The following is a 15011-nucleotide window of genomic DNA, read 5'->3' on the forward strand; positions in this document are numbered from 1 at the left end:
CGGCAGTTTCGAAGGAGTATGTTGCGAATGTCGGAGTTCCGGATATAGTCCCGGAAAAATAACTTCCGAGACTGTTCAGGTGAAACCCAGCAAGAATAGCTCGCATATCACTAACAACAGGCATGATTTCCCCATCCTCTCCGAATGGTGAGTCTGCCATCAGTCGTGCGAGAGCGCTACTGATTCAGGTAAGCTTGGAAGGGCTATTTTGCGTCGTCGATTCCAGATTAACTTCGCGAACCGGCGTCGCAAGATCAGAGAGTAATGCCGAATAGAAGAAGTTCTCGCCGTCCTCAGGCGGCGGCGGGCAAGACCGCGTCGGGAAAGTCGCTTTCGCTTTTCGCGATGAGAGCGCGGTCGTCATGGCGCCAGGGGTGGAATCCGGGCAGGAAATAGCTGACCCAGGCCGGAAAGATACGCCGCAGGACGCCCGGCTTCCACAGCAGATAGGCAAATAGCCGCGCCTTGACTTTCGGACCGCTCAGACCGTCCTGGGCGAGCAGGTTGAGCGTATCCTCGACGCGGTGCTTCAGGAAGCGGGCCGTGACAATCAGCATCATCAGCGACTTCACCTTCCAGCGCTTCCACCGGCTCCAGTCCTTCGTCGCGTGCAGCCAGGTATCGTAGGCCACGCCCTTATGCTCGATTTCCTCGATCGCATGCCAGCGCCACATGTTGGCCGCCTCGGCGTCGGCGCCTTCGAAATGCTGCGGATTGGTCAGGAATTCATGCGCCATCATGGCGGTATAATGTTCCAGCGCCATGGTCGCGGCGAGATTCAGGATCGCCGGCCGGTCCTTCGTCAGTGCCAGCAGCTCCTCGACCCGCTTGTCGATGCGCGCCATGTCGTAACCGGCATCCTCCGCCATCCTGTTGAAGGCGATATGCTCGCGCGTGTGATTGATTTCCTGCTTCACGAACGCGCGGATCTCGGCCTCGAGCTTCGGCGGCGCGCCGTCGCGGTGCGCCTTTACCGCCTCGATGAAAAACGCTTCGCCGCGCGGGAATGTCGCCGACAGGGCATTGTGCCACGCCGTCGCGACCGGATCGCCGCTCAGCCACCAGCGGCGCTGCTCGATACCGCGCCCGAAGCGCTGGTTGCGCACCGTAATGGTCAGGTCCTCGGGCGTCTTCGCCTTGCGGTCCGCCGTCTTCGTACCTAGCCGATTCGTCATGATCCGTACCTCCACAGCGCAAAGATAGGCTTGCTTACACTAATGTCAATAAGAGCGCGCCTTACCCCGGAAGAGAGCCGTGCAGCCGCACTTGCCGCCGCCCGCGAGCTGCTGCTTGAAAGCGGGCCGACCGCCGTCACGTTGAAGGCCGTGGCGGGACGGGTTGGCCGCACACATCAGAACCTCCTTCATCATTTCGGCTCGGCGGCAGGTCTTCAGACCGCATTGGCGGAGTATCTGGCGGAGCGGGCCTGCGCGCGGATCGGCAAGGCGATGCAGGAGCGGCGCGCGGGCCTCGCCTCCGCGCGGGACATCGTCGACCTGACCTTCGATGCGTTCGGACGCGAGGGCGGCGGCGGTGCGCTCGCCTCCTGGATCATGATGACGGGGAACGAAGCCGCCTTCGAGCCTGTCGTCGAGGCCATCCGTGCGCTGGTCGAAGGCGTGGAGGAGCGTGCGGAGCTGGAGCCCGGCGTCGTCGAGGACACCGTTCTCCAACTCGTTCTCATGGCGCTCGGCGACGCGATGATCGGGCATGCGCTCGCCCCGTCTCTGGGGCGGCCCCGGCTGCGCGGCCGCGACCTCGCCGAGCGTATGGTGGAGGCGGTGTTTGTCGACGGCGCGGAGGAAGAGGAATAGGCTTCTCGCCCGCCAGGGGCCGTGTCCGCCTCAGCCCTTCGGGCGGGTGCGCATCAGGCCGACCGACTTCCACGTCATGACCGGCTCGTCCTTCTGGTTGAAGACGGTCACGTCGGAATGGATGGACCCCATTTCCGGCCGCGACCGGGACGGGCGGATGTCCTGCAGCACCGTTTCGACCCGCAACGTGTCGCCAGGATAGACGGGCTTCAGCCAGCGAATCCCGTCGACTCCCGGCGAACCCAAGCCGGCATGCTTCTGGTCCTTAAGATTTTCGACCATCATGCGCATCGTCATGGCGCAGGTGTGCCAGCCGCTGGCGCTGATCCGTCCGAAATGCGTCTGCGCGGCAGCTTCGTCGTCGAGGTGGAAGGGCTGCGGATCGTATTTCGACGCAAAGTCTATGACTTCCTCTCGCGTCACTTCATAGCTGCCAAAGGAGGCCTTCGTTCCGACGACCATATCCTCCAGATATTTCAGCTCCGCATCCGCCATAACTCGCCCTTCATGCTCTGCGCTCTGGGGCGGGCCTACAACCGCCCGCCCGGCGGCGCCAGCGGCACCTCTCTCCTTCCGGCGGAGAAGGTACCCCCGGCTAGACGACGAGCGGTGAGACGGCTGCGACGTCCGCTTCCTCCACCAGATAGTTACCGATGAAGACGAGGCCCAGCGACTGGTCGAAATAGAGCGTCTGGCTGCCGTCCTCGAACTGCAGCTCCAGGCCCGCAACGCCGACCGGGATCGAGAGGCGCGTGCCGTCACCGGCTGTCAGGATCAGCGAACTGCCGCTCCGCAGCGCCTGATATTCCGCGAACTCGCCGGTCAGCGAAATCCTGTCCCCGCCCTCGTTGAAGGTCGCGTCGAAGGTCAGCTGGGCGCCCTCCTCGACGAATAACGTCTCCGCTCCGGCGCGAGTCCCGACGACCGTCAGGTCGCCGCCCAGATACGCAACGCCGCCCGAGGTCATCGCGGCCTGGCCGTTGACTCCGCCATCGGCGATCGCAGGCCCCGCCCCCTCGCTTTGCGCGAAGACCGGGGCGCCGAACTCGCCGATTTCCTGGTCGCCGATGCGCACCGCCTGGTCGTCGGCGTCATAGACGAGCGTCCGCATTCCGTCGGCGAAGACCAGGCCGAGACCTTCCGGTCCTACCGGGATGCGCACCGACGTTTCGCCATGTTCCAGGATGACCGAGGATCCGTCGCGCACCGCCACATATTCCGCCGCGTTCCCGCCCAGCCGGACGACGTCGCCGCCCTGGTTGAAGGACGGGTCCAGCCGGACGATGCCCGGCATGTCCGCGATGCGGATGTCCTCGGCACCGACATTGGTCCCGAATACGGTACCATTGCCGCCGACCGTGCCCGAAAAGCCGTCCCGGATGCTCAGCACATAGGAGGGGTCGGGGCCTTCGCGCGGGTCCACCGCGCCGATAACCAGCTCGTTCCAGGCGGCGAGGTCGAGGCCGGTCAGCCCCTCGACGATCATCGTTCCCGTCACGCCCGCCACCGTCAGCAGGCTGTTGCCATTTGCTTGGGTCACGCCGGAAAACTGCCGGCCGCCCAGGTCGAACCTGTCGAGAAGCGCGTCGAAGTCGGCGACCCGGTCCGTCCCGAACTCCAGCCCGTCGGGCGTCCCCAGTTCGACAAGGTCCGCGCCCCCGCCCGTGGTCAGCAGGTCGTCGCCGAACCCGCCGCTCAGGACGTCATCGCCGGCCCCGCCGGTCAGCCGGTCATTTCCGGCATAGCCGTTCAGGGTCGCCCCGCTCGCGCCGGCCGTCAGTCGGTCGGCATTGCCGGTGCCGTCGAGGGTGACACTCTCGAATCCGGAAATGGACAGGCCCGAACCCGCGCCGCCGGCCAGCGAGAAGATGAAGGCGGCGCTGCCGTCGTTTCCGCCGAGGAAGATGATGAGCGAATCGGTGCCCTCCCCGCCCTCCAGGGTGAGGACATCGCCGTCCTGTCGGTCGAGGCTGACGAGGACGCTGACTTCGTCGTCACCGCTTCCTGCATCGACGACGGTCCGTTCGCCCGCACCGACGACCAGCACGTCGTTGCCCGCGCCCAGGGCGACGCTGCTCGTTCCCTCATTGGCCAGGATCACATAGTCGTCGCCGGCGCCTGCCTCGACCTCGGCATTTCCGATGGTCTGCTCGATACGGATATTGTCGCTGCCGTCACCGCCGACGATGATATTGTTGGCATCGACCCCCGTCAGGATCTGTCCTCCGTCGAACCCGACCTGCGTCAGCGTGCTGGTGGCGGCATCCCAGTCCCAGTCCGCAAGATGCGCGCCGTCTTCCGCGTCGGTGCCGTAGATGAGCGCGATGGCCTCAAGGTCCAGGGTTCCCAGCGTGGTGCCGTCGGTGTCGCCCGCATTGTAGCTCATCTGGGTCACTTCCCAGTTGTCGAGCTCCTCCGGCAGGACATAGTCGCCCTCGAACGAGTGCTTCAGGCCGACGGCATGACCGATCTCATGCAGGTAGAGATGCGGCCAGTCGTCCAGCCCCTCGCGGATGTAGATGGTCTGCCCGGCCGCGAAGGCACCCGAATCGGGCAGTCGGTCTGACAGCGACAGGTCGAAGACGCCAAAGCGGACGTCGCCCATGCCGGCCGGAACCTCCAGAAACACCAGCCCGCTCGCCTCGCCCCACTGACGAAAGGCCTCGCGGGCCAGCGCCTTGCCGGCGGCGGACACTTCCTGAAATGTTTCCAGGAACTCGTCCGGCCCCTGAAAAGGCGTATTGCCGGCGTCGAAGGACGCCTGGTCGTCGAAGGAATAGGTGATGATCGTGGGACCGGGCGTATCGTCCAGCGACCCGCCGTAAATTGCCCGAACGTCGGTAACTTCAACCATGGAACGCCTCCGGTTTCCGAACAGCGTTCACCCCCGCTCGCGCCATGACGTTTGAAACCTGAATTGTAAATGAACCCGCGGCGGGCACGCGCGCGCAGGGGGGCAAATACCGGGCTTCCCAACCCATCTGGCGTCGGGCAGCGTGCGCACGCTCGAACAGAAGGGGGTATTTCTTGCACCGCACATGTCTTCGCATCGCCATGGCAGCCGCACTTCTTGGCGGCGCCTCCGTGTCCACACCGGTGTCTGCCGATGAGCTAGACGGCCGGATCGACGAGATCGTGGCCGAGGGCACCAGCCAGTCCGAGGTGATGTTGCTCGCGCATGAACTGATGGACGGGATTGGCGGCCGGCTGACCAATTCGCCCGCCCTTCACCGCGCCCAGGGATGGGCCGCCGACAAGTTCGCGGGCTGGGGGCTGACGAACATCCACACCGAACCGTTTCTGTTCGGCCCGGGCTGGAGCTTCGACAATGCCTATGCGCAGATGATCGAGCCCCGCCATGTCGACATGACCATGATCCCCGTCGCCTGGACCCCGGGAACCGCCGAGCCCATTCGCGCCGAGATCGTCGTCGCGCCGATGTCGAAGCCCGAGCATTTCGACGAATGGCGCGGCAAGCTTTCCGGAAAGATTGTCCTCGTCAGCCTGCCGGGCACGGGTGACGAGCCGACCCGGCCCGCCTTCCGCCGGCTCGAGTCGAAGGACATCGCCGAGCGCGACCGCTTCGAGGAGGAGACCTACGACCCGGACGAGGCCAATCGCCGCCTGGAGCGAGTGCGCAATCCCATGCTGCTCGACGAGTTTCTCGCCGCCGAAGGGGCGCTCGCCTGGGTCAAGAAATCCTACCGCGACGGGAAGCTGGTTCACGGCAGCGGCTATACCCACTGGCCCGACCTGCAGCCGTCGCTACCCGCCTTCGAGCTTGCCGCCGAGGACTATCGCCGCCTGGCCCGGCTGGCGAAGACGGGAACGCCGCCCACGATAGAGGTCTACTCCGACGCCCGCTTCCACGACGAGGATCTGGAGGCGGAGAACCTCTTCGCGGAGATTCCCGGCACCGACCGCTCGGCCGGCTATGTCATGGCCGGGGCGCATTTCGACAGCTGGGTCGCCGGCGACGGCGCCGTCGACAACGGCGCGGGCTCGGTCGCCATCATGGAGGCGGCGCGCATCCTGTCCCAGCTCGGCGTGAGGCCGAAGCGCACCATCCGCTTCGCGCTCTGGTCGGGCGAGGAACAGGGTCTGCATGGTTCGCTGGCCTACGTCCGCGCGCATCTGGCGGACCGCGCGGCCGTACCCGGTGACCTGATCGAGGACCGCTATGGCTGGCGCTATCGCTGGCCGCTCGAGAAGAAGCCGGGCCATGACGACCTCAAGGCCTATTTCAACATCGACAACGGCTCGGGTCGCCTGCGCGGCATCTACGCGGAGGGCAATCTCGCCGCCGCCCGCCTTCTGAAAAGCTGGCTGTCGCCCTTCGCACCGCTGGGGGCGGAGCAGGTCGTCACGTCGGACACCAGCGGCACCGATCATGTCTACATGCAGGCCGTGGGGGCGCCCGCCTTCCAGTTCGTGCAGGACCCGCTCGACTACGGCTCACGCCTGCACCACACCAGCGCCGACACGCTCGACCATATGCGGCCCGAGGACATGCGCCAGATGTCGGTTGTCCTCGCGGGCATGCTCTACCAGGCGGCCATGTCGGACGAGGAACTGCCGCGCGTCCCCTTCCCGGCCGAGCCGAACCGCACCGACCCCTTCGCCTATGACGACCCCGACGAGGATTGAGGAGCGTCGCACGATCGGCAGCGCCACCCTGCGCGGGCGGCGCTGCCCAACAGTCCGCTAGACGTTGAAGCGGAAGTGCATCACGTCGCCGTCCCTGACGACATAGTCCTTGCCTTCCAGCCGCAGCCTGCCGGCGTCCTTCGCCGCCTGTTCGCCCCCCAGCTCGACGAAATCGTCATAGGCGATGGTTTCGGCGCGGATGAATCCCTTCTCGAAGTCGGTATGGATTTCGCCCGCGGCGTTGGGTGCGCTCGCCCCCTTGTGCGTCGTCCAGGCGCGCGCTTCCTTCGGCCCGGCGGTAAAGAAGGTGATGAGGTCCAGAAGCGAATAACCCGCGCGAATGATCCGCGCGAGGCCGGTCTCCTCCAGCCCCAGTTCGGCCAGGAAGTCCGGACGGTCGGCCGGGTCCATCTGGGCGATCTCGGCCTCGATGGCGGCAGAGATCACGACCGTTTCGGCATCTTCGGCGCTCGCCTTCTCCTCGACCGCCTTTGAATAGGCGTTGCCGGTGGCGGCGTCTTCCTCGGCGACATTGCAGACGTAAAGCACGGGCTTCGCGGTCAGCAGCTGCGCCTGCTTCAGGACGCGGGCTTCCTCGGCGTCTTTCGGCTGCGTCAGCCGCGCCGGCTTGCCGTCGCGCAGCAGTGTCAGCGCCTGGCCGAGTACGGACGCGGTGATCTTCGCCTCCTTGTCGCCCTGCGCGGCCTTTTTCTCGGCGGTGGGCACGCGGCGCTCAAGCGATTCGACGTCCGACAGCATCAGCTCGGTCTCGACGACCTCGGCATCGGCGACGGGATCGACCCGTCCGGCGACATGGGTGATGTCGTCATCCTCGAAACAGCGCAGCACATGGACGATGGCGTCCACTTCGCGGATGTTGCCGAGGAACTGGTTGCCCAGCCCCTCACCCTTCGAGGCGCCTGCGACGAGGCCGGCAATATCGACGAAGGCGAGCTGCGTCGGGACCGTCTTCGCCGACTTCGAGATCGCGGCGATCTTGTCGAGCCGCGGATCGGGAACGGCGACGTTCCCCACATTCGGCTCGATGGTGCAGAAGGGGAAGTTCGCTGCCTGCGCCGCCGCCGTTTCGGTCAGCGCGTTGAACAGCGTCGACTTGCCCACGTTCGGCAGGCCGACAATGCCGCATTTGAAACCCATGATCGTTCCTTGAAAATACTCTGCGGGGCGCTGCCCGAGCGCCCGCTCGTCCCGGATTGACGCGCGAATAGGAAATCCGCGCACGGAAGGCCAGCCATGCCCTCGACAGGGCGCGGACGCCTTCCTAATCGAAGTCGGTCATATGGGTAATGGGGGATTGAGATGCGAGGCATTCTGCTTGGGGCGGCGGCGTTCGCCGCACTGACCGCGGGCGTCGCCGCACCGGCGCATGCGGAGCTGAAACCGGCTGCCGAGGTGCTCGCCGGTACCGAGCGGCAGGGCGGTCTCTTGCCCGTGCATGTCGATGCCGACAGCGGCCGGGTCCTGCTGGAGCTGCCTGCCCCGGGCGAAGATGGCCTGCTCGGCCGCTTTCTGCATGTGTCCGCCGTCGAAACCGGCCTGGGATCGGCCCCTGTCGGCATAGACCGCGCGCGCAGTTCCGGCGGCCGCGTCCTCGCCTTTCGCCGCATCGGCTCCAAGGTCATCGCCGAGGTCGAGAATCTGCGCTTTCGCGCCGCCGGCGCGCCCGACCTGGAACGGCAGTCGGTGGAGAACAGCTTCGCGGTCTCGACCATCTGGACGGGCGACGTCGCGGCACGCACCGCCTCCGGCGGGGTTCTCGTGGACATCTCGTCCTTCCTCGTGCGCGACGATCTCGGCCTGGCGGCGGCGCTGAAAGGCGAAGGCGGGTTCAAGCTCGAAGACAAGCTCTCGGTCGCGGACACGAATTTCGTGAAGGTCTTCCCGGAGAATGTCGAACTTCGCGGCCGCCTGACCTTCACCAGCAGCGAGCCCGGGCGCGAGGTTTCGAACATCACCCCGGTCTCGGGGAATCTCACCATCGCCGTGCGCCATTCCTTCCTGCCGCTGCCGGAGCCGGGCTACCAGCCGCGCAGGTTCGATCCACGCGCCGGTTCGTTCGGGACGCAGGTGGTCGATTTCGGTGCTCCGCTCGGCCAGCCGCTGGTCTACGAACTCGCCAACCGCTTCCGGCTCGAAAAGACCGACCCCGCCGCGGCCAGCTCCCCGGTGAGGGATCCGATCGTCTTCCATATCGATCCATCGGCGCCCGAACCTGTCCGCACCGCGCTTTACGAGGGCGTGAGCTGGTGGAGCGACGCCTTCGCCGCCGCCGGCCTGATCGACGCCTTCCGGGTCGAGTATCTGCCGGAGGACGCCGATCCTCTCGATGCCCGCTACAATGTCGTCAACTGGGTCAACCGGGCCACGCGCGGCTGGTCCTACGGCCAGACGGTCACCGACCCCCGTACGGGCGAGATCGTGACCGGCACCGTACTGCTCGGCTCGCTGCGGGTGCGTCAGGATCTCATGATCTTCGAGGCGCTGGTCGGCGCCAATCTCACCGGCACGGGCGACCCCAACGATCCCGTCACCGCAGCGCTTGCCCGCATCCGCCAGCTCGGCGCGCACGAGGTCGGCCATGCGCTCGGCTTTGCGCACAATTTCGCCGGCAGCGGCCAGGGCCGCTACTCCGTCATGGACTATCCCGCCCCGCGCATCGCGCTGGTCGACGGCCGCCCCGACATCACCGATGCATATGGTGTCGGTATCGGCCGCTGGGACGAGTTCGCCGTCGACTGGCTCTACGGCGCCGACAATGAGGCCGAAGCCGCCGAAGTCATGCAGGCCGGTCTTGCGGAGGGGCTGCGCTTTGTCTCCGATGCCGACGCGCGCGGCCTCGGCGCGGCGCATCCGGCAGGCAGCCTGTGGGACGATTTCGACGATCCGGTCGCCGAGCTTCGCCGCATGCTCGACGTGCGAGAGGCCGCGGTGGCCCAGTTTGGCCCGCAGGCCCTCGGCGCCGGACAGCCCCTCTCGCAGCTGAAGCGCGCCTTCGTGCCGATCTGGCTCCTCCACCGCTACCAGGTGGAGGCCGCCGGCAAGCTGCTCGGCGGGGTCGACTATCGCTATGCCCTGCGCGGCGACGGCACCGGGGCCGCCAGCGCCGTTCCCGGCGTGGCTCAGCGCGATGCCATGCAGGCCCTGCTTGCCGCGCTCGATGCGGACGCGCTCACGGTCCCGGACGCCGTCCTGCCCTATCTGTCGGCAGGCTATAGCGGCGATTACGACCGCCAGACCGCCATCGAAATCATGCCCACGCTGGGCGCGGCGGTGTTCGATCCGCTTCAGGCTGCCGAGGTCGCGGCTGCGGTTCCGCTCGACGTGCTGCTGGCGCCCGAGCGCCTGGCGCGGCTGGAGTCGCAGCATGCCGCCGATGCGGACGTTCCCGGACCGCTCGACGTCGTCGACGCCGTGATCGACACCGGCTTCGACTTCGACGGGGCCGACGCGCGTCAGGCCGCCGTGCAGCGGCGCATCGCGACCGTCGCGGCGCTGTCGGTCGCGCGCACGGCGGCGAACGACAAGCTCGGGCCTGCACTTTCCTTTGCCCTCACCGACCGCCTCGAACAGCTGGCCGACCGTCTCGAGACGCGCGGCGACAGCGCCCAGGCGAGCTGGCAGCGCGGCCTCGCCGAGCTTCTTCGCGATCCCGACGCGCTGAGGGAGGCGATTGCAAAGCGGAAGCTCATCCCGGACATTCCGCCCGGCATGCCGATCGGCTCGCTGAACTAAGCCTCGGGGGCTGGCACCCCAAGGGCGGCCGCCTTGCCCGGCATTATGCCGGGAAGATGCCGAGGATCACTGCAGGCGCAGCGCGACGTCGCTGAGGAAGCGGGGATCGTTGCCTTCGGCCAGCCAGTGCGCTTCGGCGGCGACCGCCGCGAGCAGGTCGGCGAGGTCGTCCTCTTCGGCCTTGGCAAAGTTGCCGAGGACATGGCCGGTCACCCGGTCCTTGTGCCCGGGATGGCCGATGCCGAGGCGCACGCGCCGGAAATTCTCGCCGATATGACGAACGGTCGAGCGCATGCCGTTATTGCCGGCGGTGCCCCCGCCGCGCTTCACCTTCACCTTGAACGGATCGAGGTCGAGCTCGTCGTAGAAGACGGTGACGTCTTCGGGGCCCAGCTTGTAGAAGCGCATGGCTTCGCCGATGGCCTGGCCGCTTTCGTTGTAGAAGGTCTGCGGCTTCATCAGCAGCACCTTCTGGCCGCCGATACGGCCGTCCGCCACCTGCGCCTGGAACTTGCGCGTCCAGGGAGAGAAGCGGTGCACATCGTGCATCACGTCGGCGGCCATGAAGCCGATATTGTGCCGGTTCAGGCGATATTTGTCGCCCGGATTGCCGAGGCCAGCGAAGATCAGCACGGCGTCCCTCCGCTAGGCCCCGGCAACAGGATCAGTCGTCCTTGCCGTCCATGTCGGACGCGTCGATGTCGGCATCCTGTTCGGTGGTCGGCACCTCGTCGGCGGCAACCTCTTCCTCGTCGTCCTCGGCTTCGTCTTCCTCGGACTTCATGGCCGACGGCGCCACGATGGTCAGCACCGTGAAGTCGTGATCGCCCCAGTCGACGCGGACGCCTTCGGGCAGCGTGACTTCGCTGATGTGAACCGAATCGCCGACCTGCAGGCCGTCGACCGACACCGTGATCGACTCCGGAATGAGCGACGGGCGGCAGTGCACTTCCAGCTCGTGACGCACGACGTTGAGGACGCCGCCGCGCTCGAGGCCGGGCGACGACTCTTCGTCGATGATCTGCAGCGGCACGTTGACGGCGATTTCCTGGCCCTTCTTCAGGCGCAGGAAGTCCACATGTACCGGACGGTCGGTGACGGGGTGAAGCTGCACGTCCTTCGGCAGCGTGCGGTGCTCGTCACCGCCTTCGACCTCGACCATCACGACCGAAGACAGGAAATGCCCCGTCTGCAGCAGCTTCATCAGGACCTTTTCCTCGACATGGACCGAAATCGGGTCCTTCTTGTCGCCGTAGATTACCGCGGGCACCCGGCCCTCACGGCGCATCGCGCGGGAGGCTCCCTTGCCTGCCTTTTCGCGCACCTGCGCCGCGATCGTCATCGCGTCACTCATCATGTATCTCCAATAGCAAAAGCCCCGCTCAACGGCGCCCTCCAGGGATGTGCGCCGTGCGGGGTCGCGGGCGACATAGGCGAACGCGCGCGGATTCGCAACTGCGCTCACCGGGGACACGCGCCGGCGGCTGCTTGAATGCGCCGGAGCCCGCGTCTAAGCCCGGCGCTCATTTTAGCGAGAGCCGGAAACAGACGCCGTCCCGTGGCCCTATCCTTTCAAGACATCATCCTTACGCTGCAGCGCTACTGGTCCGAACGCGGCTGCGTCATCCTGCAGCCCTACGACAAGGAAATGGGCGCGGGTACGTTCCACCCCGCGACCACGCTTCGCGCGCTGGGTCCCGAGGCGTGGCGCGCGGCCTACGTGCAGCCCTCGCGCCGCCCCACCGACGGCCGCTACGGCGAGAACCCGAACCGGCTGCAGCATTATTACCAGTTCCAGACCATTCTGAAGCCCTCGCCGCCGGACCTGCAGGATCTCTATCTCGGCAGCCTTGCCGCCATCGGCATCGACATGGCGCGCCATGACATCCGCTTCGTCGAGGATGACTGGGAAAGCCCCACGCTGGGCGCCTGGGGCCTCGGCTGGGAAGTCTGGTGCGACGGCATGGAGGTGACGCAGTTCACCTATTTCCAGCAGGTCGGCGGCTTCGACTGCAAGCCGGTCGCGGGCGAGCTCACCTACGGGCTGGAACGCCTCGCCATGTACATCCAGGGCGTCGACAGCGTCTACGACCTCGCCTTCAACGATCACGGCGTCAGCTATGGCGACGTGTTCCTCGCGAACGAACAGCAGCAGTCGGCCTATAATTTCGAACATGCGACGACCGACAAGCTGTTCACCGAATTCAGGAACGCGCAGGAGGAATGCGCGAAGCTGATCGGTGCGCAGCTGCCGCTGCCGGCCTATGACCAAGCCATCGCCGCCAGCCATCTGTTCAACCTCCTCGATGCGCGCGGGGTCATCTCGGTTGCCGAGCGCCAGGCCTATATCGGCCGCATCCGCGACCTCGCGAAGGGCAGCTGCGAGGCATATATCGCCAAGAACGAGGCCCGGTGGACGGACGGCTTCCCGGGGTGGGCGGCATGAGCGACTTCCTTCTCGAACTGCGCTGCGAGGAAATTCCTGCCCGCATGCAGGCAAAGGCCTGCGACGACCTTGAAAAGCTGTTCGCCGACCAGCTGGCGTCGGCCGGTCTCAAGGCTTCCGCGATCGAAACCCACGCCACCCCGCGCCGGCTCGCACTCATCGCCCGCGGATTGCCTGCGGAAACGCAGGCGGTCAGCGAGGAGCGCCGCGGCCCGCGCGAGGACGCGCCCGACAAGGCCATCGAGGGCTTCCTGCGCGGCGCCGGCCTCACCCGCGACCAGCTCGAGGTACGCGAGGAGAAGAAGGGCCGCTTCTACTTCGCCGTCATCGAAACGCCGGGGCGGAAGACGGCAGACATCCTTGCCGAGGCCGTTCCGGCCATCGTCCGTGCCTTTCCCTGGCCGAAGTCGATGCGCTGGGGCGAGGCCTCTCGCACGACCGACGCGCTGCGCTGGGTCCGCCCGCTGCAGGGCATCGTCGCACTTCTGGACGGCGAGACCGTGTCTTTCGAGGTCGGCGGCATCGCCGCGGGCCGCACCACCGTCGGCCACCGCTTCATGTCGGGCGACGGCTTCGGCGGCGGCGAGATCGAGATCTCCTCGGCCGACGATTATGAGGACAAGCTGCGCGCCGCACGCGTCATCCTGCGCGCCGAGGAACGTCGGGCGATCATCCTCGACCGGGCAAAGGCGGCGTGCGCCGAGGCGGGCCTCACGCTGATCGAGGACGCCGCACTGCTGGCGGAAAATGCGGGCCTTACCGAATGGCCCGTGCCGCTGCTCGGCCGTTTCGACGAGGCGTTCCTCGAGGTCCCGCCCGAGGCGATCCAGCTCGCCATGAAGGTGCACCAGAAATATTTCTCGGTTGCGGACCGGACGGGCGCGCTCACCAACGCCTTCGTCTGCACGGCGAATATCGAGGCGCCCGATGGCGGCGAGCAGATCGTCGCGGGCAACCGGAAGGTCCTTGCCGCGCGCCTGTCGGATGCGCGCTTCTTCTGGGAACAGGACCTGAAGACCGGCCTCGACGCGATGGCCGCGAAACTGGGCGACATCGTCTTCCACGAAAAGCTCGGCACCATCGCCGACAAGGTCGAGCGCGTCGCGAAGCTCGCGCGGTGGCTCGCGTCCGAGGGCATCGTGCCGGGCTGCGACCCGGAGAAGGCCGAACGCGCCGCCCGATTGTCGAAGGCCGACCTCGTCAGCCAGATGGTCTATGAATTCCCCGAATTGCAGGGGGTCATGGGCGGCTATTATGCCCAAAAGGCCGGCGAAGACCCCGACGTCGCCGCCGCCATCCGCGACCATTACAAACCCGTAGGCCAGACTGACGAGGTGCCCACTGCACCCGTGACGGTCGCGGTCTCGGTCGCCGACAAGCTGGATACTGTCACTCTGTTCTTTGCGATCGGCCAGCAGCCAACTGGATCTCGCGACCCCTTCGCCCTTCGGCGCGCGATGATGGGTGTGATGCAAACGATTCAAGAAAATAGACTTCGTCTACACCTTGTCGATGCGCTGCACGACGCGTCAAAGGCATTTCTTCGTAGCGCAAGTAGCGACAATCGCTTGTTCAAGCCGGAAGTGCCTAAATCGCAGAGCACCCTCGAAGTTTCCACGTTTCCTGACACAGAAGATTGGTTCGCAGAGAATTGGTTCGTGATGCCCGGACCTTTCCGCGACATTTCCACAGGCGCTGAGCCAGACGTGATTGCGCGAGCAGACTATGACCTGATTGAGTGGCCAGACTTTTTGTCATTTGAAGAAGTCTTTCTGGCGTTCATTCAAGATCGGCTAAAATTTCAGCAACGAAGCGAAGGCACCCGTCACGATCTGATAGACGCGGTGTTTGCTAATGGGCGTCAAGACGACATCGTCCGGCTGCTCGCGCGGGTGAAGGCGCTGCAGTCGTTCATCGGCACCCCCGACGGCGAGGCGCTTCTCGCCGGCTACAAGCGCGCGAACAACATCCTCAAGGCCGAGGCCAAAAAGGGCGACCTGCCCGATGCCGCCAGGCCGGGGGCGGACGAGGTAACGACCGACTTCCCGTACGAGGCCGACCCGGCGGAGGCGCATCTCGCCTCGGTGCTCGGCGATGTCATGCTGATGGCCGAGAACGCCATCCGCGACGAGCGCTTCGAGGATGCGATGGCCGCACTCGCCAACCTCCGCGCGCCGATCGACCGGTTCTTCGACCAGGTCACCGTGAATGCGGACGACGCGGAGAAGCGAGCGCACCGCCTCGCCCTCCTCGCGCGCATCCGCGACGCCGTTCATCAGGTCGCCGACTTCTCTAGGATCGAGGGCTAGACCGCCTGCCGGCGCCCTTCCTGCCGCGACCGCTCGTAAATC

11 protein-coding genes are annotated in these 15011 nt (G+C 66.2%); 5 read left to right on the plus strand and 6 right to left on the minus strand.

Annotated features, from left to right (window positions below; genetic code table 11):
• Nucleotides 1-293: 293 nt before the first annotated feature.
• Entirely contained in the window at nucleotides 294-1175 is an 882-nt protein-coding gene (locus KCN53_RS01120; protein ID WP_088711841.1) for a metal-dependent hydrolase, read from the minus strand.
• Nucleotides 1176-1217: 42 nt separating this feature from the next.
• Here KCN53_RS01120 and KCN53_RS01125 point away from each other — a divergent pair, with 42 nt between their 5' ends.
• A complete protein-coding gene (locus KCN53_RS01125; RefSeq protein ID WP_088711840.1) occupies nucleotides 1218-1814 on the plus strand; it encodes a TetR family transcriptional regulator in 597 nt (198 codons plus the stop codon).
• Between the two features lie 30 nt (nucleotides 1815-1844).
• Here the strand turns inward: KCN53_RS01125 and KCN53_RS01130 are convergent, their stop codons facing one another.
• Together KCN53_RS01130 and KCN53_RS01135 are read right to left on the minus strand one after the other, a co-directional pair.
• Complete coding sequence (locus KCN53_RS01130; protein ID WP_088713362.1) at nucleotides 1845-2294, minus strand: MaoC family dehydratase; 450 nt, start codon at nucleotides 2292-2294, stop codon at nucleotides 1845-1847.
• 115 nt (nucleotides 2295-2409) lie between these two features.
• Nucleotides 2410-4668, minus strand: coding sequence for a hypothetical protein (locus KCN53_RS01135; protein WP_088711839.1), 2259 nt, complete (start codon nucleotides 4666-4668; stop codon nucleotides 2410-2412).
• A gap of 200 nt (nucleotides 4669-4868) precedes the next feature.
• Here KCN53_RS01135 and KCN53_RS01140 point away from each other — a divergent pair, with 200 nt between their 5' ends.
• Entirely contained in the window at nucleotides 4869-6461 is a 1593-nt protein-coding gene (locus KCN53_RS01140; RefSeq protein ID WP_088713361.1) for a M20/M25/M40 family metallo-hydrolase, read from the plus strand.
• A 57-nt stretch (nucleotides 6462-6518) separates the two neighbouring features.
• Here the strand turns inward: KCN53_RS01140 and ychF are convergent, their stop codons facing one another.
• Nucleotides 6519-7619, minus strand: a complete 1101-nt coding sequence (ychF, locus tag KCN53_RS01145) for a redox-regulated ATPase YchF (protein ID WP_088711838.1) — start codon at nucleotides 7617-7619, stop codon at nucleotides 6519-6521.
• A gap of 162 nt (nucleotides 7620-7781) precedes the next feature.
• Between ychF and KCN53_RS01150 the strand changes: the two genes are divergently transcribed.
• Nucleotides 7782-10214: a zinc-dependent metalloprotease gene (locus KCN53_RS01150; RefSeq protein WP_088711837.1), complete on the plus strand. Its 2433-nt coding sequence runs from the start codon at nucleotides 7782-7784 to the stop codon at nucleotides 10212-10214.
• A gap of 66 nt (nucleotides 10215-10280) precedes the next feature.
• Here the strand turns inward: KCN53_RS01150 and pth are convergent, their stop codons facing one another.
• A complete protein-coding gene (gene pth, locus KCN53_RS01155; RefSeq protein WP_088711836.1) occupies nucleotides 10281-10847 on the minus strand; it encodes an aminoacyl-tRNA hydrolase in 567 nt (188 codons plus the stop codon).
• 31 nt (nucleotides 10848-10878) lie between these two features.
• Nucleotides 10879-11568: a 50S ribosomal protein L25/general stress protein Ctc gene (locus tag KCN53_RS01160; RefSeq protein ID WP_088713360.1), complete on the minus strand. Its 690-nt coding sequence runs from the start codon at nucleotides 11566-11568 to the stop codon at nucleotides 10879-10881.
• A 204-nt stretch (nucleotides 11569-11772) separates the two neighbouring features.
• On the opposite strand from KCN53_RS01160, the gene KCN53_RS01165 reads away from it, so the two are divergent.
• Nucleotides 11773-12660 (plus strand): glycine--tRNA ligase subunit alpha, encoded by an 888-nt coding sequence (locus KCN53_RS01165; protein ID WP_088711835.1) that lies wholly within the window; start codon nucleotides 11773-11775, stop codon nucleotides 12658-12660.
• A complete protein-coding gene (gene glyS, locus KCN53_RS01170; protein ID WP_088713359.1) occupies nucleotides 12657-14969 on the plus strand; it encodes a glycine--tRNA ligase subunit beta in 2313 nt (770 codons plus the stop codon). Before KCN53_RS01165 ends, glyS begins: the two co-directional genes overlap by 4 nt.
• Nucleotides 14970-15011 lie beyond the last annotated feature (42 nt).

The sequence above is a fragment of the Pacificimonas aurantium genome, from assembly GCF_020092905.1.
Classification (GTDB): Bacteria; Pseudomonadota; Alphaproteobacteria; order Sphingomonadales; family Sphingomonadaceae; genus Pacificimonas; species Pacificimonas aurantium.